The following is a 22384-nucleotide window of genomic DNA, read 5'->3' as shown; positions in this document are numbered from 1 at the left end:
GATATGAAAGTAACTTGCTTTAATTGCAATAACACAACAACATTAGAGGTTCTTTTTGAGGTCGAATCTTTCGCATGTCCGCATTGCGTGTACACGTATAAGAACGCCCGCGGCGAAGGATTAAAATACTTTAACAAATCAAAACCTTACTACTATGAATACCAATTTAAAGTAGGTTCAAAGGCAAATTTTGATGGTATCGAATATCAAGTTACTGGCCTACTAATAAAATCAAGCAACGGATACGAGTGGACAGAATACATTCTTGAAAGTAAAAAAGGAGAGTACTTATATCTATCGGAATCAAACGGGCATTGGATACTTTTGAACCAAATTGATTTTGATAAAAAAGTTGGCAATCACCCGAAAACAGTGGAATATCAAGATATAATTTACGACCGCTACAATTATTGTTACCCAACACTAGTTGCCGCTCAAGGATTTTTTGACTTTGATATTTACTCAAAATTCGAAATTATCGAATATATAAATCCACCCCTAATGCTTTCTTTCGAAAAATTAGGCAAAGAGCAAACCTGCTTTTATGGAAAACATATTTCTAGAAGTGCGATCAAAAAAGCATTTAATACAACTGATATAGATAAAAAAACGGGAATTGGTCAAGTACAGCCTTTTCTATTCAATATTCGCAATTTGGGATTGATCTGCGCCTCAGTAGCTATGATTATTTTACTGAGCCACTGGTATATGAACTTGGGCCGTACGGAACAAAATGTACTCAATACCGAAATAATTTTTGATCAATATATAAACAGAGACTATACTACTCCTGCCTTTACTTTACAAGGTAGTTCGGCTCCCATGTCCATACGTGTACATGCCGATGTAGATAACTCTTGGGCCAATGTTCAACTGGCTTTGATTAATGAAATTACTGGCGAAGAAACCTATGCCAACAAAGATATTGAATACTATCATGGTTATACTGATGGCGAAAACTGGACCGAAGGAACTGCAACAAATGAATTTAATATTTGTGGTGTAGCCGCCGGAAAATACCATTTGGCAATTACTCCCATGAAGGCATACTTTGATTCAAAAAATCAAAAACTACAAATAACGGCCACATGGGCAAAACCATCGTATAGAAATGTCTACATGACTTTTATTTTTATGATCGTATTTGTAATTGGAATGTATTACCTCAACCAAAATTTTGAAAACAAACGATGGGAAGAATAACCGATTTTATTAAAACAAATTACCTTTCGCTACTTATTGGCTTGTGCTTTTATGGTGTTTACATGTACTATAACACAAATGGAAATCAAATATGCGACTGTGAAACAACCGAAAATTATAGACCTACTCAAGGAAACCGTAGTTCTATCAACCATTTTTATCATAAATAATTAAAACCGCAACATCATGGAAATAATAACAATGAAACCCGTTCTAGCTTCTATTGTTTTCTCACTTTTAGGAATCGTAATTCTTTTGATTGCCTATTTAATTATCGAAAAACTTACTCCAGAGAATACTTGGAACGAAATTTCGAAAAACAATAATGTCGCGCTAGCAATTGTTTTTGCTGCCTTTATCATTGGAATTTCAATGATTATTAGTGCCGCTATTCATGGGTAAAAATTTTCTGAAATTCGAATATTTACTGCTATTTGCGGTATTTACCATTGCCACCTGCGGACTTGTGTATGAACTTGTTGCGGGTACTTTGGCGAGTTATTTATTGGGTGATTCGGTCAAACAATTTTCATTTATCATTGGAGTCTATTTGTTTTCGATGGGAGTGGGTTCCTATTTTTCGAAATTCCTGACCAAGAACCTACTCAATACTTTTGTCGAAATCGAAATACTGGTCGGTTTGATTGGTGGACTAAGTTCGGTGGTTTTATTTTTATTATTCGAAAGTGTGTATTCTTTTCAGCTCCTGCTCTATTTCTTGGTTTTTGTAACCGGTTGTTTGGTAGGTTTAGAGATTCCGTTGTTGATGAATATTCTAAAGGACAAAGTTGAATTTAGAGATTTGGTTTCGAATGTTTTTACCTTCGATTACATTGGTGCTTTATTGGCATCAGTTCTTTTTCCGTTGTTTTTAGTTCCCAAATTAGGGATTATGGGCACTTCGCTATTCTTCGGAATGATCAATATTTCGATTGCCATTGCCTTGTGTTTTTTGTTAAAAAAAGAACTGAAAAAGGTTTATTTCTTAAAGAGTAAAGCCATTGTTTCGTTCTTGATTTTACTAACGGTTTTTATATTCTCGGATAAAATTTTGGCCTATTCTGAAGGCAAATTGTATGGAGAAAACATCATTTATACCAACACAACTGCTTATCAACGCATTGTATTGACGCACAATAAAAGCGATTATCGCTTGTATTTGAACAACAATTTACAATTTAGTTCTGCTGACGAATACCGCTATCACGAAGCTTTGGTTCATCCTGCTATGTCCATGGCCAAAAAAGTAGATAATGTACTTATTCTAGGCGGTGGTGACGGTCTTGCTGCTAGAGAAATTTTAAAATACAAAGAGGTTAAAAAAATAACACTAGTCGATCTTGACGAAGGCATGACCAAAATGTTCAAAACCAACACGATTTTGACGGGTTTTAATCAAAATTCCCTCAACAACCCAAAAGTTACCGTTTACAACAAAGATGCCTACATCTGGGCAAAAAATTGCACCGAAAAATTTGATGTGGTGATTATTGACTTTCCTGATCCGTCCAATTATAGTTTGGGAAAGTTGTACTCGCTTAACTTTTATGCAACGGTTCAAAAATCATTGAATCCAGATGCTGTTGTTGTGATACAAACGACTTCGCCTTACTTTGCACCTAAATCGTTTTGGTGTATCAACAAGACTGTAATGCAGGTTTTTCCGCAAGTCGATGCATATCATGCCTACGTACCTTCGTTTGGAGAATGGGGGTATACCATAGCTATCAACGGTTTTGGAAGTACCTTTAATACTGTGAATCGAAAGGTAGATAGCCTTCGATTTTACAATTATCAGTTCGAAAAATTCAATTATTTTTCCGAAGATATGCTTTCGAAAAATATCGAAATCAACCGATTAGACAACCAAATCCTAGTACGCTATTTTGATGAAGAATGGGGAAAATTACAATAATTCGAGAAGAACATTCTTCAAATCGATAGCTGCTTCTTTGCTAATTATTCCGTTTTTGGATGCTTGCAAAGAAAAAGCCATCACTTTGTTGATTCGTTTATCGGGTACTAATCATATTTTGGGACACCAATTGCGAGTTCAAAATTTCCCGAAACCAACCAAGGAAATTTCGATTCCGTATTTGATTGTAGGTGGTGGAATTTCGGGTTTAAGCGCTGCCAGACAATTGACAAAAAAAGGAATAACCGATTTTTTAATAGTCGAATTGGAAGACCATCTGGGTGGAAATTCATCAAATGGTGAAAATAAATACTCTAAATATCCATTGGGCGCGCATTACTTGCCTTTGCCAAATTTGGAAGACAAAGAATTATTGCAATTTCTTACCGAAGAGAAAATTATCTTAGGTTATGATGCCAACGGCTTACCACAATTTGACGAAACCCAGCTCACTTTTGCACCAGATGAACGCTTATTTTACAAAAACATTTGGCAAGAAGGATTGGTTCCAAAACAAGGGAATTCAGTTGTAGAAGATGAAGAACTAAATCGTTTTTTCAAATTAATGGCTGATTTTCGAATAAAAAAAGACCCCGACGGAAAGTTTTGGTTTATGATTCCGTTATCACAATCAGCGACAAATGAAATGGTGAAAGCATTGGATTCGGTTACAATGCAGCAATGGTTTGTTTCGAATAATTTTACTTCAAAACCGCTATTTGATTATATTGATTACTGTTGCAAAGATGATTTTGGATTGGGCATTGACTATGTTTCTGCCTACGCCGGAATCCATTATTTTGCAGGTCGAAAGCAAAATTCAAGTCCAAACAAAGGCGATACCGTGCTTACTTGGCCTGAAGGAAATGCGAGATTGGCTCAGCATTTACAGAAGTATGTAGTTGGAAAATCGTTGAAAAATCATTTGGTGTACAACATCAAAATTGACGGAAACAAAGCTGTTGCCACTGTTTTTGACAATAAAACCAAAACTTCAACTACCATTACTGCCGATAAAATTGTGCTTGCAACTCCACAATTTGTCAATCAATACCTTTTAGAAAACAGAAAAAATTTGGCCAAACAATTTCATTATACGCCTTGGATGTTGGCGACTATAGTTGTGTCTGACCTTGTTGATAATAATAGTTTTCCGCTTTGTTGGGACAATGTTATTTATGGTTCAAAAGGCTTGGGTTATGTGTATGACCAGCACCAGTCCTTGCAACAAATACAGGATAAAAAAGTGATTACGTATTACTATAGTTTTTCGTCTTCTGATTTAAAAAAGACAAGACGATACTTATACAAAAAACCAAAAGAACATTGGAAACAAGTGGTCTTTAATGATCTAAAAATTGCCCATCCTACGATTGAAGAAGACACCGAAAGTATCGAAATTCACCTTTTAGGTCACGGAATGGTAAGTCCTGTTCCTGGTTTTATTTATGGACAAGCCAAAAAAGAAGCAGCCAAACCCATCGACAATAAAATCTACTTTGCTCATACCGACTTGGCCGGAATTTCAGTTTTTGAAGAAGCTTTTCACCAAGGAATTAACGCCGTAAACCAAATGATTGATGGAACAACCATGGATTCATAAAGCCAAAACCGATAGTGTTTTTATCTTGCTTCCCTCCTTTTTGGTGGTAGCAATGGTGTTTTTGTTTCAAAATCAACTAAAGGTTATTGAAGAACAATATTCTTTTTATACTTGGCTTTTTCTAATTGTTTTTATTGATGTCGCGCACGTGTACGCAACCTTGTTTAAAACCTACTTTGTAGCATCAGAATTTCAAAAAAGAAGAAAACTTTTAATAGGATTGCCTATTGTTTGCCTTGTTATTGGTATGCTTTTGTTTTCATTTGGGAGTGCCGTTTTTTGGTCCGTTTTAGCGTATATCGCCGTTTTTCATTTCATTCGACAACAATATGGTTTCATGCGATTATATGCTCGCAACGAGCCAAAAAAGTGGGCTTGGATCGATAATTTAATTATTTATACTGCGACGGTTTATCCCATGTTATTTTGGTTTTTATCGCCTACGCGAAAGTTCAACTGGTTTGTGGCAAACGAATTTTTCCAATTTGAAAGTCCTTTTTTACTTCAAATTCTAGGGTGCATTTATGGTGGAATCCTGCTATTTTATATTCTTCGAACAATTTATTTAACCCTAAAAACCAAATCGTTCAACATACCAAAAAACGCTATTATCTTAGGTACAATTCTCTCTTGGTATTTTGGAATCGTATATTTTAACAACGATTTGGTTTTTACTTTACTCAACGTTGTTTCTCACGGAATTCCGTACATCGCATTGATCTACTTTAACGAAATTGAGAAAAAACCAACCTCAGATTTGGGCTGGATGCATTTTTTGAAGAACTTTCAAGGTGTTTTTATTTTTCTATTCATTTTAGTTATAATAGCTTTTTCCGAAGAATACCTATGGGAATTCATGGTCTGGAATGAACAATTTTCGGGAACAAAGCAGGACTTTTCCAATTGGTACTTTATAATAGTTCCTTTGTTAACGGTGCCGCAGTTCACGCACTACCTTTTGGATGGCTTTATCTGGAAAACTAAGCGATAGTTTAACAAGTCATACCATTTACAACACACTATTTGTCACTCAAAAAGAGTCTCTACATACGTTATTCATAGTCGCTGAAACGCTTTCAGCGAGATAAACTATGTAAGCAGCTGTTTGTACTGATTACCATCAACCAACAAAAAAATAAAAATTATTAAAAACCTTATTTAGAATTAATCTTAATTACGTATGTTTGCGCTTTAAAAAAAGCAATAATATAAAATTTAAAAACTAAAAGGTAATGACAAAGAAGAAGAAATCAAGTAATTTAATGCGTATCATTCACCGTTATTTGGGGTTTTTCCTTGCAGGAATAATGGCAGTTTATGCCTTGAGCGGAATTATTTTAATTTTTAGAGATACTGATTTTCTAAAACAAGAAAAGAATATTGTCAAAACCATAGCTCTCAATTTGAATGAGGAAGATCTAGGAAAAGAATTGCATCTTAAAAAATTCAAAGCAGAACGTGAAGAAGGAGATATCGTTTTTTTCAAAGAAGGAACCTACAATAAAAAAACAGGAGCTGCCGATTACAAAACCACAAGCCAACCTTTTATAATCGAAAAAATGAACCATTTGCACAAAGCAAAAACTGGTGATCCTTTGTTCTTTTTAAACATCTTCTTTGGAGTATCCTTATTCTTTTTTGTGATTTCAACCTTCTGGATGTTTACACCAAAAACTACCATTTTCAAAAAAGGAATGTATTTTACAGCAGCAGGTATTGTACTGACATTGATAATGTTGTTTTTGTAAAGCAATAATTTTAAATGTAAAAACCATCTTTGCTAAAGATGGTTTTTTTTTTACTTGTGGTGACTCAATTATTAAATCACCATCGTCAACTGAATTCTCTTTCGATCCTCATCCACTTCGGTTACTTTTACGGTTACATGTTGGTGTAACTTCACTACTTCATTTACGTCGCTTACAAAGCCTGCTTTGAGTTGAGAGATGTGTACCAAACCACTTTCTTTGACTCCGATGTCAACAAAACAACCAAAGTTGGTGATGTTATTCACAATTCCAGGTAAAATCATTCCTGATTTTACGTCTTTGATGGTTTTTACATTCGGGTCAAATTCGAATACTTTTGCGGCTTTTCTTGGGTCTAATCCGGGTTTTTCTAATTCTTTAATAATGTCTTTTAGAGTAAGTAAACCAATTTCTGGAGTGATGTACTTCTCTGGTTTTATTAAAGCTGTCTTTTCTTTATTAGCAATTAAATCATTAACAGTTAGTTTCAAATCTTTGGCCATTTTTTCTACAATCGAATAGGCTTCCGGATGCACTGCCGAGTTATCCAACGGGTTTTTGGCATTCGAAATTCGGATAAAAGCGACTCCTTGCTGGTATGCTTTTTCACCTAAGCGAGGCACTTTTTTCAATTGTTTTCTATTTTCGAAAGGACCATTTTCAGAACGATAAGTGACAATATTTTCGGCCAGCTTCTCTCCTATTCCACTCACATAGCTTAGTAAATGTTTACTTGCCGTATTAATATTGATTCCAACCGAGTTCACGCAACGAATTACGGTGTTATCCAATTCTTCTTTTAGTTTATTTTGGTCCACATCATGTTGGTACTGCCCTACTCCAATGGCTTTTGGGTCGATTTTTACCAACTCCGCCAATGGGTCTGAAAGCCGTCTTCCAATCGAAACCGAACCACGAACGGTCACATCATAATCTGGAAATTCTTCACGAGCAATTTTAGATGCCGAATATACCGATGCTCCCGCCTCAGAAACGATAAAAACTTGCACCGGCTTATCAAAAGCAATTTTCTTGATGAAAAATTCGGTTTCACGAGATGCGGTTCCGTTTCCTATCGAGATGGCATCAATTTTATAGGCATTCACCATCGATTTTATCTTTTTCATCGCCATGGCTGTTTCATTCTGTGGCGCGTGCGGATAAATATTTTCGTTGTATAATAAATCTCCTTTTTCGTCCAAACAGACTACTTTACAACCGCTTCTAAATCCTGGATCGATAGCCAAAATACGTTTTTCTCCCAATGGTGGCGCCAAAAGTAACTGCCCTAAATTATTAGCAAAAACCTGAATCGAATTGGCATCTGCCTTGGCCTTTGCTTCTTGCAAAGCTTCGTTAGATATTGCTGGATTTAGTAATCGTTTATAACTGTCTTCAATGGCTAATTGTACATGTGGCGTACTCGCGCTTTGACCTTTCAAAATCACTTCATCAATAATATTATAAGCATCATCAATGTCTACTTCGACTTTAAACTTGATGAATCCCTCATTTTCGGCACGCAACATAGCCATTAATCGGTGCGAAGGCGCTTTGGTCAACGGCTCTGACCACTCAAAATATTGGTTAAACTTTTGAGCAGCTTCGTCATCTTTTTTGCTTTTGACAACCTTGGTTGTAATCGTTGCTTTACGCTCGTATAAGCGACGTAATTGCTTTCGAACATAAATATTTTCGTTAATCCATTCGGCTACAATATCGCGTGCTCCTTGCAAAGCAGCGTCTTCGTTGATCACATTTTCGTTTAGATATTTAGTCGAAAGAAAATCAACGTCATCGTTATTTTGAGCCATGATAATTTTAGCCAAAGGTTCTAATCCGTTTTCACGAGCGACATCGGCTTTTGTTTTTTTCTTCTTTTTATAGGGTAAATAGAAATCTTCTAGCTCTTGTAAATCAAAACTTTTATCAATTTTAGCAAACAAAGTTTCGTTCATTGCACCTTGCTCCATTATGGATTTCAAGATAGCTTCTTTACGTTTCACGACAACTTCGTACTCTTTTTGAAGCTTGGCAATATTTTCGATTTGTACTTCGTCCAGATTTCCGGTAGTATCTTTTCGATACCTAGAAATAAACGGAATAGTACAATCTTCTTGTAATAATTGAACAGTTTTTTGAATATTGATTGCTGCTGTAGCAACCGATTTAGATATGTATTGTATGTTGGTCATTAATTAAATTTTAAGTAAATAATACGAGATTCTCGTAAAATATCGTATTATTTACAACTTATACGATTTTATAATTTTAGTAAAATCTTTAGATCTAACAAAATTATGTTTTATTTTGTTAACTTGAATTTTTTCTAAAAAACCTAAGCTTTGTAGATTATTTAAATCAGCCCTAGCGGTGAAATTTGAAATACTAAATCTATTTTCTATCTCTTTACTGCTTAAAACTCTATCTTCATCCTCACTTATAATTTTTAAAATTTGCGCTTGCCTGTCATTTACATTTGGTATCTTAATAAACTTTGCAGCTTGTATGACTTCTTTTTGTTTTCTACCAATGTATTCTTTCAAACTAATAAAGGCTTTTTCCATCGTTTTTAAATGATAAGTTATAAAATAGGTCATATCATTTTGATCAATTTCAGTATATATAAAAGCTTTTTCATATTGATTTTTAGTATCCTTTATAATTGTGGAAATAGCAAGATATTCCGTTAACCAATAACCATTTTTAAGCATATACCAATAAAAAAGAGCCCTAGCAGTTCGTCCATTACCATCACTAAAAGGATGAATCCATCCTATCATAAAATGTATAATGATTCCTTTTATTATGGGATGTATAAATATTTTTTGATCATTATTAAAAAAGTCACATAATTCGTTTATTAATACTTCTATTTCTTGATGATTGGGTGGTGTATGAACAACTTCACTATTAGAATAATTGACCACATAAATCTCGTCATTTTCTCTAAAAACACCTTCTTCATCTTTGTTATCTAACGTATCATTTGAAATCAAATTATGAATGTAAAGTAACTTGTCTGGGGTTAAATCATCCGATTTATTTTGCACAATATATTTCATGGTGACAAAATTGTTCATAATCATTTGTTCAGACTTACTTTTTGGCTTCAACTCTTTTTGAATCATTTCTTTAGCTTTTTTTCGAGTCGTGTTTGCCCCCTCCATTTGACTACTTGAAATAGCTTCTTCCATGATGGAACTAATCATAAACATTTTCTTGTCAGTCTCAGCAATACCAACATTACTTCCTAAATTTCCTCCAATATTCAAATCACAATAATGTAATAATTGCAGAATAAAATCAGTTGAACTAAATTGAAAACTGTACTTTCCGAAAGTGACATTTTGTGAATTTAGAATTCTAGCCATCTTTATTGCACTCCAATATTCTTGCGGACTAGCAATTTTAGCTTTATATTTTATTTTATCCCAGAATAAATATGCATCATTTATTTCCTTCAACTCCCCATTTTCACGCAATTGATTATACAATAAAAAAGTTTTTTCATCATATTTATATTCAGGTGGTGACTCTATCATACAACTCTATTTTTTGCTAATTTATGTAAATAATACGAGATTCTTGTAAAATCTCGCATTATTTACATCTTTGATTTTTTCATAAGACATAATCTAATATCTTTGAAACTTAAATTAAGTTAAATGACATTTTTATTCTACCTATTTTTAATTATTAATGCAATTGCTTTTATATTAATTGGCTACGATAAAAATCTAGCCAAAAAACAAAAAAGACGTATTCCTGAACGGAGGGCACTGAAAAACATCGCATATTTTGATTATCATCGTTTTTTAGACAATAAAAAAACGCTTGTAACAGGAGTTATATAATCCGTTGCAAGCGTTTTCCTTTTTAATCTTGATTTTTAATGTTGGTTCAATAAGGCTATTTTGAGTTTAGCTAGAGTCATTTTGAGTAATGCAGCAGTAGCTTTCATTTTTCTACATTAATTTGAGTATTCTTTTTAAGTTGACTGCGAAAATTGCTATTGCACCTTGCATTTGCATATTGGTAATGCCATATGATATTGCTCTATCATAACCATGTACATTTTTCAACTCACTATTTTTCGCTTCTATTTTATATCGATGTTTTGCTTTTTCTTTGTAATAGTCAGTTTCTTGAAAGCTGATTTGTTCTTGGTGTAAGTCCGATTTTATCGACACCGAATATGTTTTTGTCTTGGATCCTTCTTTATAACAACCCTCTTTTAAAGAGCAGGTCTTACATTTTTCCACATCAAAATAGTAGGTTTGTATTTGATTGGTTCCAACATTTTTTTTACCTTGGCGAGCCTTTCGTATGGCCATATGACCAGCAGTGCAAACAAATCTATCGGCATCTTTATTATAGTCAAATTTATCTTCGTCTTTTCTAGCTCCTTGTGCTATTGTAACATTTAGTCTGGCTACCACTTTAATATTTTGCTCCCTTGTGAGTTTGAGATTTTCTTTTCCTGTATAAGCTCCATCCCCAATAATAGTATCAACATCAATTCCGTTTTTTTGACTAATCGCTAAAAGTCTAGGTAATTCTGGTCCATCCCCTTTTTCACCTGATGTGACTACAGCCGCTGTAATGATGCGCTCCTCGGTCATAGCTAAGTGAGTCTTATATCCAAAGAAAGAACTATCAGCAGATTTATGACCCGTTTTAGCATCTGCATCTTTTGATAAGGTAAAATTTTCTTGAGTGTCTTCTACAGTTTCTTTGAGTAGATTTAATTTCTCTTTCACAGCTGGAATCGAACTTATTGACGGCTCATTTTCAATGCGTTTTTCCAACTCTTTACAATAAGCAAGTTCCTTCTCTAAGTCATTGTCTGTATTTTTTTCAGGCATATGTTCTTTGAATTCCTGCTCAAAGCTGTATACTGTTTTTCGCAGTAGCTTGGAACGTTCTCTCAATACATCGATGGCTAAAAATGGATTGGATCTTGATAAAGTATGTGTGGCATCAACGATGATAGACTTCGAACGAATAATACCTTTTTCGATAGCAATGGTGACTGTTTTGTTTATCAACAGATTTAATAGGTCGGTATCCTTTAGACGTAGTTTTCTAAATTTTGTTAACGAACTCGGATTGATAACATCGTCTTCTGGATTCATATCCAAAAAATATTTGAAGGACATATCGTATTGAGAACGCTCCACGACATCAATATCGGAAACAGTATAGATTGTTTTAAGTAGTAAATACTTAAACATACGAACGGGACTTTCTGCCATTCGCCCATTATTGGGACAGTACTTATTTAACAACTCATCGTAAATGAATGAAAAATCAATCAAATCATTAATTTTTCTTAATAGATTTTCTTTTGGAACTATTAAATCATACAACGAAGAATACTCGCTGAATTGTATTGTTTGTTGTTGTACTAACATCTAAAAAACACTTATAATTAGATTTAAATATAAGAAAAAAGGAGTAGAAATCCATAGATATCTACTCCTTTTTATGTGTCAATTTATTAGAAAGACTTTTTCAGTGCCCTCCCTGAACGAACACTTCTTTTATTTGTATTGATTGGTGGAACGATTAGTTCTGGAGTAGCAATGCAAATTTTTAGGCATAAAACAGCAAAGAGAAGTTATTTACTAAAGTTTTGGGGAATAGTCATTTTGCAAATTATAATTTTAATGGCATATCTCAAATACTATAATTAAAGCATACACTATTAAAAATATACTGTAAAAAATGTAAATACCGTCAGTCAACTGACTCAATTTACATTAATACCGTCAGTTGACTGACTGAATTAACGTTAATTCAGTCAATAGAAAATAAAAAAACCGTTAATACATGAAGTATAAAAATGTATTTACGGCTCAATTTTAAGATTTAATTTATTTTTTAGCCCCTATAAAATTCATATATGAACTTGGATTCCAATCTACAGATTTTGACTGATGCCATATTTCAAATCCAGCGTTAGTAAACAATTTAATATAATTGTGAGAGAAGGAATTTTCGAAACCGAAAATTTTTGAATCAGGATTTTTGCTGTAATCATGATCAACATCCGTCGGCTCGATGGCGATAAAATATACCTTTTCGAACTGACTTAAAATTGTAAAAAGTTCTTGTAATTTAGCTTGGGTAAAGTATTCCAAAACACCCCTAGAAGTCATAACAACCATTTTGTTGGTACCATTCTTTTTAATCCATTCTACTCCATCAGCAGCGTGAAATTCTAATTTATCTTCATTTTGGTATCTCTGACGATTCGCTTCAGTTTGAGATTTACTTAAATCAATTCCAATAAACTTATCAATTGCAGTCGATCTATCCTTTATGTATTTTAGTATAGTTCCATCACCAGTTCCAATTTCAATAAATAAATTATAATTTTCATTTTGTTCTAATATTTGCTCTTCTAATGAATCTATTAGAAAAGAACACTTAGGTTTAAAAAAACTTTCTAAAACATCTGTATTGAAACCACTTAAAAAATAATCTTCACCCTTATTACTCCAAAAATCTTTATGGTAATTAGACAGTGCTTCAAAATTATTTTCTTTTTTAGCCTTATCAAATATATAATTGCGCATTAAGCGATCAGCAACTGGAAGATGTAGCTGAATCGTCATGCCTTTAATACTCAGGTTTTTTGCCTTTTCAGGAAATATAGCAACAAGACCTTTACCTACATAGTGTTTGACTAGTTCCTTCATGATTTACAGATAGTTAGCTTTTAATACTTAAGAAAAAGATCTAAAATTAACAAAAAAAAGCAGATATTTTTATAAAATACCTGCTTTTTATTATACTTGAAAATTATTATTTTTTAGTCTAGTAAACCTACATTATGAACAAGCAATTTTATTCACTCTATTTTGATGTCTTCCACCTTCAAAAGCAGTGTTCAAGAATGTATCTACAATTTCTACAGCTTGTTCAATTGAAGTATATCGAGCTGGAATACTCACAATATTGGCATCATTATGTAAACGTGTTAAATAAGCAATTTCTTTAGTCCAACACAAACCAGCTCTTACACCTGCATGTTTGTTCACTGTCATTGCAATTCCATTTCCGCTTCCGCAAATAACAATTCCAAAATCAGCTTTTCCTGTTTCAACATCTGTAGCTACAGGATGTCCAAAATCTGGATAATCTACAGAGTCAAAAGAATCTGTTCCATAATTTGTTACTTCGTATCCTTTTGCTTCAAGCATTTTTACAATTGCTTTTTTGTACTCTGGACCAGCGTGATCGTTTCCTATCGAAATTTTCATTATTTTAATTATTAAGTTGTGTTTTGCAAATTTACCAAAACAATCTTTATTATACCTATTGTACTAAGTTGTTTCTTTTTCGAAAAATAGCACTTTACTCCAACTGCACTACAATCTATTAATTTTCAACGAATTATGAGTTATGAACAATTATCAATAACTCATAAATAACTGATTATCAATGGATAATTATCAAAAAATTAGTATTTAAAATCCATTGTTAATAACCCATCTTAATTCCTTGATATTCAGTTAACGCTATGTTAATACTAAATGTTAATAAGTTCAGAAAGAAAATAAGAACTAAATTTTGGTCATATCAATTAAAAATGTAATCCAAAATGGGAAATTAAAAACCTAGAAAAGTTTAGTAAATTTTTAGAAAAGTTATTAATACTCCTTTTGTATTTATCAACAGAAATTTTTAAAATACTTATTTACAATTTTAAATACTTTTAGTTTATCAACCGTTGTTAATTAAAATTAAAAAACTACTGAAAATAAAACCTTTACCTATTGTATTACCTGTTAATAACTCTTGAAAACACACTTAAACTAATATACAATCTCCTTTTTCATAATTTTATTGCCACTATTAACAAGCTATAATAACAAACAATAAATTATTTAAATTTAAATTTTCTTTTTGTTGTATTATATATATGTTGACAACTTTGAAAAAATTAAACGATTCTCAAATTGTTTTCATACTTCATTTCTTGAAGAATTGATTTAATGTTTTCAAAATCGTTTGGATGAACTTTCAATTTGATTCCGCCCAAAGCTGTTGAATACATTGGTGCAAACGAAGACATGATTTCGTTTTGAAAAAAATACTGAAAACCTTCAATATTCAAACGATGTTTAATGATCTCGATTTGATGGGTATAGTCAAATACAGCTAGCGTGACAAATGATTCCATAGGTTACTGTTTGATATAAAGATAGTTCAAAATAGAATGGGTTTAAAATAGCAGTAGTACGTTATTATTTATTTAAAACTTAGTTGAATCATATGTTAACTGTTAACAATTTTGTAATTTCGAACTTTAAGATATTAATTATGGGAAAAAGATTAAAGAAACCTACACAGAAACAACTAGATTTCTCTGATAAAATTATAAAAATACTATCCAATAGTGCTAATAAAGAGTTCACTTATAAGCAAATAGCTGCTAAGTTGGAACTTGATGATACACAAAGTCGTAACCAAATCATTAAAGATTTGAAGTTATTAACGGCAGATAAAAAAATTGTGGAAACCGAACCTGGTAAGTATTTGATAAAAACAGAAAGTAAAGAATACTACGAAGGTAAGATAGACATGACCAGTCGTAAAACGGCTTATTTTGTTTGTCCAGATTTTGGCGAAGATGTATTTATTCCGACCAACAATCTAAATCATGCCTTGGACAAAGACATCGTAAAAGTGTACGTATACAATCGTAGACGCGGTAAACGTCCTGAGGGTGAAGTTGTTGAAATAGTAGAAAGAGCCAAAACAGATTTTGTTGGGGTTATTGACATTCAAAAAAACTTTGCATTTGTCTCTACTGCCAATCCAAAAATGTACACGGATATCTTTATCCCGAAAGACAAAATAGGAGAAGCAGAGCAGGGTGACGTAGTATTGGTTCATATTGAAGATTGGCCTAGAAAAGCTGATAGTCCTTTTGGAGTAGTGTCAAAAGTACTTGGGAAACCAGGAGAACACGATACAGAGATTCATGCAATTTTAGCAGAATATGGTTTGCCATCTGAGTTTCCGATAGAAATTGAGACGTTTGCACAAAAAATAGATACTTCTATTACTCCAGAAGAAATAGCCAATCGTAGAGACATGCGTGATACGCTAACTTTTACCATTGATCCAAAAGATGCAAAAGATTTTGATGATGCATTATCTTTCAAAAAATTAGAAAATGGTAATTATGAAATTGGTATTCACATTGCCGATGTTTCGTATTATCTTGAAGAAGGAACTATTCTTGATGACGAAGCCTATCAACGTGCAACCTCTGTGTATTTGGTAGATAGGGTAGTACCTATGTTACCAGAAGTACTATCAAATTTTGCTTGTTCTTTGCGTCCGCAAGAAGAGAAATATACTTTTTCGGCCGTGTTCGAAATCAGTGAAAAATGCGAAGTTGTAAACCAATGGTTTGGTCGTACCGTGATATATTCTGATCAACGTTTTGCTTACGAAGAAGCGCAGTACATCATAGAGACCAAAGACGATACCATTCCCGAAGATATTTCGATCACGGGTACTTCTTATCAAGTTTCTCCAGAAATCGTTGCAGCGACGCTTAAATTGGATGAACTAGCCAAGATCTTCCGTAGAAAAAGAATGAACGATGGAGCCATCTCCTTTGATAAGGTCGAAGTGAAATTCAATCTAGATGAGAACGGTGAACCAGAAGGTGTTTATTTTAAAGTTTCTAAAGATGCCAATCATCTGATTGAAGAGTTCATGCTATTGGCCAATAAGAAAGTAGCAGAATACATTGGTAAACAAAAGAAAACTTTTATTTATAGAATTCACGATGAACCAAACGAAGATAAATTGTTTGCTATGCAAGCAGTGATTGCTAAATTTGGTTATAAAATAGATTTCAAACAAGGAGATGTTTCCAAAGCATTGAACCAGTTGATGGCAGATGTAAACGGAAAAAAAGAGCAAAATTTAATTGATACCTTGGCTATTCGCTCTATGAGTAAAGCTAAATATTCAACAGATAATATTGGACATTACGGTTTAGCATTCGATTATTACTCCCATTTTACTTCACCAATTCGTCGTTATCCTGATGTAATGGTACATCGTTTATTACAATTTTACTTAGACGGAGCTAAATCTGCAGACGAAGAATTGTATGAAACCAAATGTTTACATTGCTCCACTATGGAAGGTTTGGCTACCAATGCCGAACGTGATTCGATCAAATACATGCAGGTAAAATACATGCAAGATCATCAAGATCAAGAGTTTTTGGGTGTTATTTCTGGTGTGACAGAGTGGGGGATTTATGTCGAAATCATTGAAAATAAATGCGAAGGTATGGTTCGAATAAGAGATCTTAAAGACGATTATTATACCTTTGATGAAAAACAATATGCCATGGTTGGCGCGACTTCGGAACAGTTATTGCAATTAGGTGACGAGATCTATGTTACAGTTAAAAATGCCGATTTGGTTAAAAAACAATTGGACTTTAATTATGTGCGTAGAAATGAAAACAACTAAAAAATAACAAGATGAAAAAAGTATTGATGATTGCTCTAGTGATTTGTTCGCAAATCACTATGGCACAGGTAACAAAAAATTTAGGCGATTTTAATGCCATAAGTATTTTTGACAAACTGAATGTGAAGCTTATTCCAGGATCTGAAAATAAGATTGTGATCAAAGGAACGCGCGCTTCAGAAGTGGAAACAGTGAATAACAATGGTGTTTTGAAAGTAAGAATGCCGTTTCCAAAATTGATGTCAGGTAATGATATCATGATTCAGTTGTATTACAAAAACATAGATGACATTAGCGCAAGCGAAGGATCATTTGTGTCCAGCGATGCTGTTTTTAAAGCTACAATCATGAACGTAAGTGCTCGTGAAGGAGCACAGATCGAAGTAGAGTTGGATGCTGAAAAAGTAAATGTAAAAGCCGTTACAGGTGGTATTGTTAACTTATCTGGTGAGGCCAACAATCAAGATGTTGCTATTGGAACAGGTGGTAATCTTAGTGCGATAGATTTGCGTACGTCGCAAACAACGGTAACTGTCTCTGCAGGAGGTACTGCCGAGGTGTATGCGACTACATTGGTAGATGCCAAAGTAAGAGCTGGTGGAAACATTTACATCTACGGGAAACCAAAGCAAGTAAATAAAGCGACTGTTCTTGGTGGTAAAATTGAAGAAAAAAATTAAATTGCATCTTTTTTGAGGTAATATTAAAGTATAAATTTTGATGATTAACGATATTCTAGCAGGTATTCCTTGGGGTATTTTTTTAAGTTTTATGATTGGGCCTGTTTTCTTTATTTTACTAGAAACTAGTATTGTAAAAGGTTTTAGAGCAGCTCTAGTGTTTGATTTAGGAGTAGTTCTAGCAGACATTATTTTTATAACAATTGCCTATTTAGGGAGTTATAGAATGATCAAAAGCTTAGAAGATAAACCCTCCCTTTTTATTTTTGGTGGAATTATTATGTTTGCTTACGGTATCATTTCGTTACTAAATTTACGCAAAGAAAAACGAGTAAATACCAAAGAAATTGACAATGAAATTATTCGAAAAAATTATCTAAGTCTGTTTTTTAAAGGTTTTATTCTAAATATAATTAACATTGGTGTTTTAGGTTTTTGGTTGGCAATTATCATTTCTGTTGGACCAAAATTAGAAATGCAACCATCAAGAATGATGACTTTTTTTATAACGGTAATCGTCACCTATTTGATTATCGATTCTATAAAGATTGTTCTCGCTAAGCAATTAAAATCCAAGATGATACCAAGTAATATCTTGAAGATAAAACAAGGTATTAGTATTGTACTAATGATTTTTGGATTAGTGCTCATGTCACAAGGTTTCTTTCCAAATGAGAAGGAGATGGTCAAAAAAGCCTTCCAGAAGATAGAAAATAAGAATACAACTAAACGTCCTAACTAGGGCGTTTTTTTATGCCTGTATGTGGCTATCAAAAATTGGTTATACAGTCTCATTTTCGTTTAAAATAACATTTTGGGCGTGCCCGGCAAAAAAAGCCGGTCGGGCTATACATTACAAGTCCTCAACAAGTTACGCTAACGCTGCACTTGTTTGTGGGCTTTTTATTTCTATCCCTCACACAATACAATGTTTACCAAAACCTTTTTTTAAAAACGACTATAATGCAGTACCATTAATAATTATGGTTTAATGTTGTTTTGCTGGCAATTACTATGATAAAAAAAGTAATGAAACTTAGGTCTTCAGTTGTCATGTTACGCTTATATCGAGTCTAGATTTGAAGATTTCTAAATGGATAATAAAAAACCTGGAAGATTAGTGTAAGGTTAGTGAGTTATTGTGCGTCCCGATACTTAGTTGATCCAGAATTATAACTTATTTATAAAAATCAGTAGCCTCAAAAACCTTCAAGTTTCCTTGAAGGTTTTTGAGGCATCGTCCGTCCCGAGGCTTCGGGAGAACCGTTTATAGATGTTTTTTCAAATAAAAGTAAAAAAAAAGAGATACATTTCTGTATCTCTTTTGAGGCATCGTCCGTTCCAACGCATCGAGAGAACCGGTTATAGAAGTTTTTGGGAATTAAAATCAAAAAAAAAACCTCTAAGTCTCCTTGAAGGTTTTTGAGGCATCGTCTTTCCCGATGCTTCGGGAGAACCGTTATTAGTAGCTTTTTGGAATTTAAACAAAAAAACCTCCTCTTTCCTTGAAGGTTTTTGAGGCATCGTCCGTCCCGACGCTTCGGGAGAACCGGTTATAGAAGTTTTTGGGAAGTATAAGCAAAAAAAAAACCTTCAAGTTTCCTTGAAGGTTTTTGAGGCATCGTCCGGATTCGAACCGGAGTAGGAGCTTTTGCAGAGCCCAGCCTAGCCGCTCGGCCACGACGCCGTTGTTAAGCGGGTGACAAAAGTACTCAAAAAGTTTAAAAATTTAAAATAAAATTGAAGTTTTATCAATATAATTTACTTTTTGTATTATAACTGTTTAAAGATAAACTCTTTATAAAATTTATAATTTACTACTATTTTTAAAACTACTTTTTGTAAATGTCAATCTTATTTTTTTCTATATTCTTTTAATTGAATCGTAACCGACTCAACATCACCACCAATAGGAGGATTTAGTTTGGATACACCCACGATAACTTTCGAAACTTGTGGTAATTCAGCAAAAGTTCTAACGATGATTCTTTGTGCTACATGTTCCAACAATTCCGAACGAATCGCCATTTCTTCTTCCACAATTTTGTTCAAATGCACATAATCAACAGTATCTTTCAAATCATCTGATAGGCAAGAGGTAGTTAAATCTGTTTTAATTTCTAGATCAACACTATAATCTGAGCCTATTTTTGATTCTTCGACCAAACAACCGTGAAAAGAGAATGTTCTTATATTTTTTAATTTAATGATACCCATTGTTGTATTGAATTTATAGTTTTTCCTAAAAATTAGTGGTGACAAATTTTGAACTTTAAACCATTTTGAAGTAGCTTTTTTTATCTTTACAAAAATAAAACAAAATAATGGCTACCGAAGATAAATCACTGCATTTTATAGAACAAATCATTGAAGAAAACCTAGAAAATGGTTTTCCACAAGACAAATTACGCTTCCGTTTCCCTCCAGAACCTAATGGATACTTGCATATAGGTCACGCAAAATCTATTTGTTTGCAATTTGGTTTAGGGTTAAAGTACAATGCACCAGTAAATTTAAGATTTGATGATACCAATCCTGCCAAAGAAGAGCAAGAGTATGTAGATGCTATCAAAGAAGATTTGCAATGGTTAGGATTTCAGTGGGCCGAGGAGCGTTATGCTTCCGATTATTTTCAGCATTTGTATGACTGGGCAGTCAAAATGATTAAGGATGGAAAGGCTTATATTGATAGTCAATCCTCTGAAGATATGGCCGCTCAAAAAGGAACGCCAACCCAACCAGGAGTTGATGGACCGTATAGAAATAGGTCTGTTGAAGAAAATTTAAGTTTGTTTGAAGGAATGAAAAACGGTGATTATCCAGAAGGAAGTCATGTTTTACGTGCCAAAATTGATATGACATCTACCAATATGTTGATGCGTGATCCTTTAATTTATAGAGTGTTACATCGTCATCATCACCGTACAGGTGATAATTGGAAGATTTATCCAATGTATGATTTTGCTCATGGTGAAAGTGATTATATCGAGCAAGTATCACATTCGATTTGTACACTTGAATTTGTGATGCATAGAGAACTATACAATTGGTTTTTGGATCAAATTTATGATGATAACAAAGTGCGTCCACATCAATATGAGTTTGCACGTTTGAACCTGAATTATACTGTAATGAGTAAAAGGAAACTTTTGCAATTGGTTCAAGATAAAATTGTTAATGGTTGGGATGATCCTAGAATGCCTACCATTTCTGGGTTACGTAGAAGAGGGTATACCCCAAATGCAATACGTAAGTTTTGTGAAACTATAGGTGTTGCAAAACGTGAAAATATAATTGATTATTCTTTACTTGAGTTTTGTTTGCGAGATGATTTAAATAAAGTTGCACCTCGTGTGATGGCGGTTTTAGATCCTGTAAAAGTAGTTATTACCAATTATCCTGAAGGAAAAGAAGAGTTGTTGGATGCTGAAAATAACCAAGAAGATGAAAGTGCAGGTTTTAGAAAAGTACCTTTTTCTAGAGAAATCTATATCGAAAGAGAAGATTTCTTAGAGGTAGCGCCACCTAAATATTTCAGATTAAGTTTAGGAAATGAAGTCCGTTTGAAGAACGGTTATATTATTAAAGGAGAATCGGTTACCAAAGATGCAGACGGAAATATAACAGAAATTCAAGTAAGTTATGATGAAGATAGCCGTAGCGGAAGCGGTAGTGAAGCTTCACAACGCAAGGTAGCAGGTACTTTGCACTGGGTTTCTATAGCGCATGCTATTGAGGCAGAGGTACGTTTGTACGATCGTTTGTTTATTGATGAAGCTCCGGATAGTCACAAGGAGAAAAACTTTCTTGATTTTATGAACGAGAGTTCCTTGACTGTTTCAACTGCTTTCCTAGAGCCAAGTTTGGCTACAGCGCAAGTTGGTGATCAGTTTCAGTTTCAACGTTTAGGTTATTTTGCTGTAGATAAGGACTCAACTCCTGAAAAAATAGTAATCAATAAGACCGTTGGATTAAAAGATGCTTGGGAAGAAAAAGGTAAAAAAGAAACCAATAGTATCAACAATTCTTTGAAGGATATTAATAAATTTTTCAAAGTTGGAAGTAGAGAAGAGCGAATCGTGATAAGAAAAGCAATAGGGGAGACCTTAAGCGGAATTTCAAATTACAGCTTGTTGCAGAATTCTTTTCGAAAAAATATAAACAATAATAAGAGTTCTTTATTGTTTGCCAATTTGATTTTGAAATATTCTTCTTTGAAGATTTCTGATTATGATACTGAAGATCTTTCAAAATTAATTACGATGTCGCTCCGTAGTGAATCTTCGTTTGTTCGTTTAAGAGCTATTTTGAATGTATACGATTTGGACTTTGATCCTAATTTTGTAAATAGCTTTAAAGACGAAATTTTGAAGTTGGAAGCCAATCCATCAAAAAGTACCACCGAGCGGGAAAAAGAATATATGGAAAAATTATTGAATAAATTATAATTATAGAAAGCACTTTTTTAAGTGCTTTTTTTTATGATTTAATTTTTCGATAATTATTTATTTTTCAATAGATAATTATTATTAAAAATAACTTTAATAGCTTAATTTTAATTTAATTTAAAAATTATCCGAGCTACTTGTATGTTTTTTTATTTTTAATTCTTTAAAAGGCTTTATTTTTATTTTCGACTCCATTTTTCCATTTTCGACTTCATTTTTTGAATTGAAATATCTGTTTTTGACTTTTTGCAAATAATGGTCAATTGGTC

The 22384-nt window shown here is 33.3% G+C and carries 19 protein-coding genes and 1 tRNA gene; 12 read left to right on the top strand and 8 right to left on the bottom strand.

Translation table 11 applies throughout. The features are described 5' to 3' along the window. The first annotated feature begins 3 nt into the window (after positions 1–3). From FFWV33_RS04580 to FFWV33_RS04550, 6 genes are all read left to right on the top strand, one after another. The gene (locus FFWV33_RS04580) at positions 4–1203 is read left to right on the top strand and encodes a DUF4178 domain-containing protein (RefSeq protein WP_108739823.1); all 1200 of its coding nucleotides are present in this window, start codon (positions 4–6) and stop codon (positions 1201–1203) included. Positions 1204–1389: 186 nt separating this feature from the next. Further along, positions 1390–1605, top strand: coding sequence for a DUF350 domain-containing protein (locus FFWV33_RS04570; RefSeq protein WP_108739821.1), 216 nt, complete (start codon positions 1390–1392; stop codon positions 1603–1605). Continuing rightward, positions 1598–3118: a polyamine aminopropyltransferase gene (locus FFWV33_RS04565; RefSeq protein WP_108739820.1), complete on the top strand. Its 1521-nt coding sequence runs from the start codon at positions 1598–1600 to the stop codon at positions 3116–3118. Before FFWV33_RS04570 ends, FFWV33_RS04565 begins: the two co-directional genes overlap by 8 nt. Next, positions 3093–4721 carry an FAD-dependent oxidoreductase gene (locus FFWV33_RS04560; RefSeq protein WP_108739819.1) on the top strand — a complete coding sequence of 543 codons (1629 nt, stop codon included), beginning with the start codon at positions 3093–3095 and terminating at the stop codon, positions 4719–4721. Before FFWV33_RS04565 ends, FFWV33_RS04560 begins: the two co-directional genes overlap by 26 nt. Continuing rightward, positions 4699–5712 (top strand): hypothetical protein, encoded by a 1014-nt coding sequence (locus FFWV33_RS04555; protein ID WP_108739818.1) that lies wholly within the window; start codon positions 4699–4701, stop codon positions 5710–5712. Before FFWV33_RS04560 ends, FFWV33_RS04555 begins: the two co-directional genes overlap by 23 nt. A gap of 241 nt (positions 5713–5953) precedes the next feature. Further along, complete coding sequence (locus tag FFWV33_RS04550) at positions 5954–6469, top strand: PepSY-associated TM helix domain-containing protein (protein ID WP_108739817.1); 516 nt, start codon at positions 5954–5956, stop codon at positions 6467–6469. A 71-nt stretch (positions 6470–6540) separates the two neighbouring features. Here the strand turns inward: FFWV33_RS04550 and FFWV33_RS04545 are convergent, their stop codons facing one another. After that, positions 6541–8664, bottom strand: a complete 2124-nt coding sequence (locus FFWV33_RS04545; protein WP_108739816.1) for a Tex family protein — start codon at positions 8662–8664, stop codon at positions 6541–6543. A 51-nt stretch (positions 8665–8715) separates the two neighbouring features. Beyond that, positions 8716–10014, bottom strand: a complete 1299-nt coding sequence (locus FFWV33_RS04540; protein ID WP_108739815.1) for a Fic family protein — start codon at positions 10012–10014, stop codon at positions 8716–8718. Between the two features lie 123 nt (positions 10015–10137). On the opposite strand from FFWV33_RS04540, the gene FFWV33_RS04535 reads away from it, so the two are divergent. Beyond that, positions 10138–10326 (top strand): DUF1294 domain-containing protein, encoded by a 189-nt coding sequence (locus tag FFWV33_RS04535; RefSeq protein WP_108739814.1) that lies wholly within the window; start codon positions 10138–10140, stop codon positions 10324–10326. 111 nt (positions 10327–10437) lie between these two features. Here FFWV33_RS04535 and FFWV33_RS04530 read toward each other — a convergent pair whose 3' ends face one another. After that, positions 10438–11886, bottom strand: coding sequence for an IS1182 family transposase (locus FFWV33_RS04530; RefSeq protein WP_108739214.1), 1449 nt, complete (start codon positions 11884–11886; stop codon positions 10438–10440). A 138-nt stretch (positions 11887–12024) separates the two neighbouring features. Between FFWV33_RS04530 and FFWV33_RS19735 the strand changes: the two genes are divergently transcribed. Next, the gene (locus tag FFWV33_RS19735; protein WP_108739813.1) at positions 12025–12168 is read left to right on the top strand and encodes a DUF1294 domain-containing protein; all 144 of its coding nucleotides are present in this window, start codon (positions 12025–12027) and stop codon (positions 12166–12168) included. A 180-nt stretch (positions 12169–12348) separates the two neighbouring features. On the opposite strand, the gene FFWV33_RS04520 is transcribed toward FFWV33_RS19735, so the two are convergent. The 3 genes from FFWV33_RS04520 to FFWV33_RS04510 form a co-directional block, all read right to left on the bottom strand. Further along, entirely contained in the window at positions 12349–13176 is an 828-nt protein-coding gene (locus FFWV33_RS04520) for a class I SAM-dependent methyltransferase (RefSeq protein ID WP_108739812.1), read from the bottom strand. Between the two features lie 132 nt (positions 13177–13308). Then, positions 13309–13740 (bottom strand): ribose 5-phosphate isomerase B, encoded by a 432-nt coding sequence (gene rpiB / locus FFWV33_RS04515; RefSeq protein ID WP_108739811.1) that lies wholly within the window; start codon positions 13738–13740, stop codon positions 13309–13311. Positions 13741–14423: 683 nt separating this feature from the next. Further along, entirely contained in the window at positions 14424–14663 is a 240-nt protein-coding gene (locus FFWV33_RS04510; RefSeq protein ID WP_108739810.1) for a hypothetical protein, read from the bottom strand. 140 nt (positions 14664–14803) lie between these two features. On the opposite strand from FFWV33_RS04510, the gene rnr reads away from it, so the two are divergent. Genes rnr through FFWV33_RS04495 form a run of 3 tightly spaced genes read left to right on the top strand, consistent with a single transcriptional unit; the run spans position 14804 to position 18409 of the window. Continuing rightward, positions 14804–16987: a ribonuclease R gene (rnr, locus tag FFWV33_RS04505; RefSeq protein WP_108739809.1), complete on the top strand. Its 2184-nt coding sequence runs from the start codon at positions 14804–14806 to the stop codon at positions 16985–16987. Positions 16988–16998: 11 nt separating this feature from the next. Further along, on the top strand, positions 16999–17667 hold the full coding sequence (locus tag FFWV33_RS04500; protein WP_108739808.1) for a head GIN domain-containing protein: 669 nt from the start codon (positions 16999–17001) through the stop codon (positions 17665–17667). A 40-nt stretch (positions 17668–17707) separates the two neighbouring features. Continuing rightward, positions 17708–18409: a LysE family translocator gene (locus tag FFWV33_RS04495; RefSeq protein ID WP_108739807.1), complete on the top strand. Its 702-nt coding sequence runs from the start codon at positions 17708–17710 to the stop codon at positions 18407–18409. 874 nt (positions 18410–19283) lie between these two features. On the opposite strand, the gene FFWV33_RS19295 is transcribed toward FFWV33_RS04495, so the two are convergent. Continuing rightward, positions 19284–19354 (bottom strand) — tRNA-Cys (locus tag FFWV33_RS19295). Between the two features lie 167 nt (positions 19355–19521). Beyond that, the gene (gene folB, locus FFWV33_RS04490) at positions 19522–19884 is read right to left on the bottom strand and encodes a dihydroneopterin aldolase (RefSeq protein ID WP_108739806.1); all 363 of its coding nucleotides are present in this window, start codon (positions 19882–19884) and stop codon (positions 19522–19524) included. 107 nt (positions 19885–19991) lie between these two features. On the opposite strand from folB, the gene FFWV33_RS04485 reads away from it, so the two are divergent. Continuing rightward, on the top strand, positions 19992–22115 hold the full coding sequence (locus FFWV33_RS04485) for a glutamine--tRNA ligase/YqeY domain fusion protein (protein ID WP_108739805.1): 2124 nt from the start codon (positions 19992–19994) through the stop codon (positions 22113–22115). The last annotated feature ends 269 nt before the right edge of the window (positions 22116–22384 follow it).

The organism is Flavobacterium faecale, from assembly GCF_003076455.1.
Taxonomy (GTDB): Bacteria; Bacteroidota; Bacteroidia; order Flavobacteriales; family Flavobacteriaceae; genus Flavobacterium; species Flavobacterium faecale.
The sequence above is the reverse complement of the archived record's forward strand: the minus strand, read 5'-3'. Positions and strand labels throughout refer to the sequence as shown.

Excerpts from the sequence above, each read along its gene's own strand:
- FFWV33_RS04580 (WP_108739823.1), top strand. The coding sequence starts at position 4 with ATGAAAGTAACTTGCTTTAATTGCAATAACACAACAACATTAGAGGTT.
- FFWV33_RS04570 (WP_108739821.1), top strand. The coding sequence starts at position 1,390 with ATGGAAATAATAACAATGAAACCCGTTCTAGCTTCTATTGTTTTCTCA.
- FFWV33_RS04565 (WP_108739820.1), top strand. The coding sequence starts at position 1,598 with ATGGGTAAAAATTTTCTGAAATTCGAATATTTACTGCTATTTGCGGTA.
- FFWV33_RS04560 (WP_108739819.1), top strand. The coding sequence starts at position 3,093 with ATGAAGAATGGGGAAAATTACAATAATTCGAGAAGAACATTCTTCAAA.
- FFWV33_RS04555 (WP_108739818.1), top strand. The coding sequence starts at position 4,699 with ATGGAACAACCATGGATTCATAAAGCCAAAACCGATAGTGTTTTTATC.
- FFWV33_RS04550 (WP_108739817.1), top strand. The coding sequence starts at position 5,954 with ATGACAAAGAAGAAGAAATCAAGTAATTTAATGCGTATCATTCACCGT.
- FFWV33_RS04545 (WP_108739816.1), bottom strand. The coding sequence starts at position 8,664 with ATGACCAACATACAATACATATCTAAATCGGTTGCTACAGCAGCAATC.
- FFWV33_RS04540 (WP_108739815.1), bottom strand. The coding sequence starts at position 10,014 with ATGATAGAGTCACCACCTGAATATAAATATGATGAAAAAACTTTTTTA.
- FFWV33_RS04535 (WP_108739814.1), top strand. The coding sequence starts at position 10,138 with ATGACATTTTTATTCTACCTATTTTTAATTATTAATGCAATTGCTTTT.
- FFWV33_RS04530 (WP_108739214.1), bottom strand. The coding sequence starts at position 11,886 with ATGTTAGTACAACAACAAACAATACAATTCAGCGAGTATTCTTCGTTG.
- FFWV33_RS04520 (WP_108739812.1), bottom strand. The coding sequence starts at position 13,176 with ATGAAGGAACTAGTCAAACACTATGTAGGTAAAGGTCTTGTTGCTATA.
- rpiB (WP_108739811.1), bottom strand. The coding sequence starts at position 13,740 with ATGAAAATTTCGATAGGAAACGATCACGCTGGTCCAGAGTACAAAAAA.
- FFWV33_RS04510 (WP_108739810.1), bottom strand. The coding sequence starts at position 14,663 with ATGGAATCATTTGTCACGCTAGCTGTATTTGACTATACCCATCAAATC.
- rnr (WP_108739809.1), top strand. The coding sequence starts at position 14,804 with ATGGGAAAAAGATTAAAGAAACCTACACAGAAACAACTAGATTTCTCT.
- FFWV33_RS04500 (WP_108739808.1), top strand. The coding sequence starts at position 16,999 with ATGAAAAAAGTATTGATGATTGCTCTAGTGATTTGTTCGCAAATCACT.
- FFWV33_RS04495 (WP_108739807.1), top strand. The coding sequence starts at position 17,708 with ATGATTAACGATATTCTAGCAGGTATTCCTTGGGGTATTTTTTTAAGT.
- folB (WP_108739806.1), bottom strand. The coding sequence starts at position 19,884 with ATGGGTATCATTAAATTAAAAAATATAAGAACATTCTCTTTTCACGGT.
- FFWV33_RS04485 (WP_108739805.1), top strand. The coding sequence starts at position 19,992 with ATGGCTACCGAAGATAAATCACTGCATTTTATAGAACAAATCATTGAA.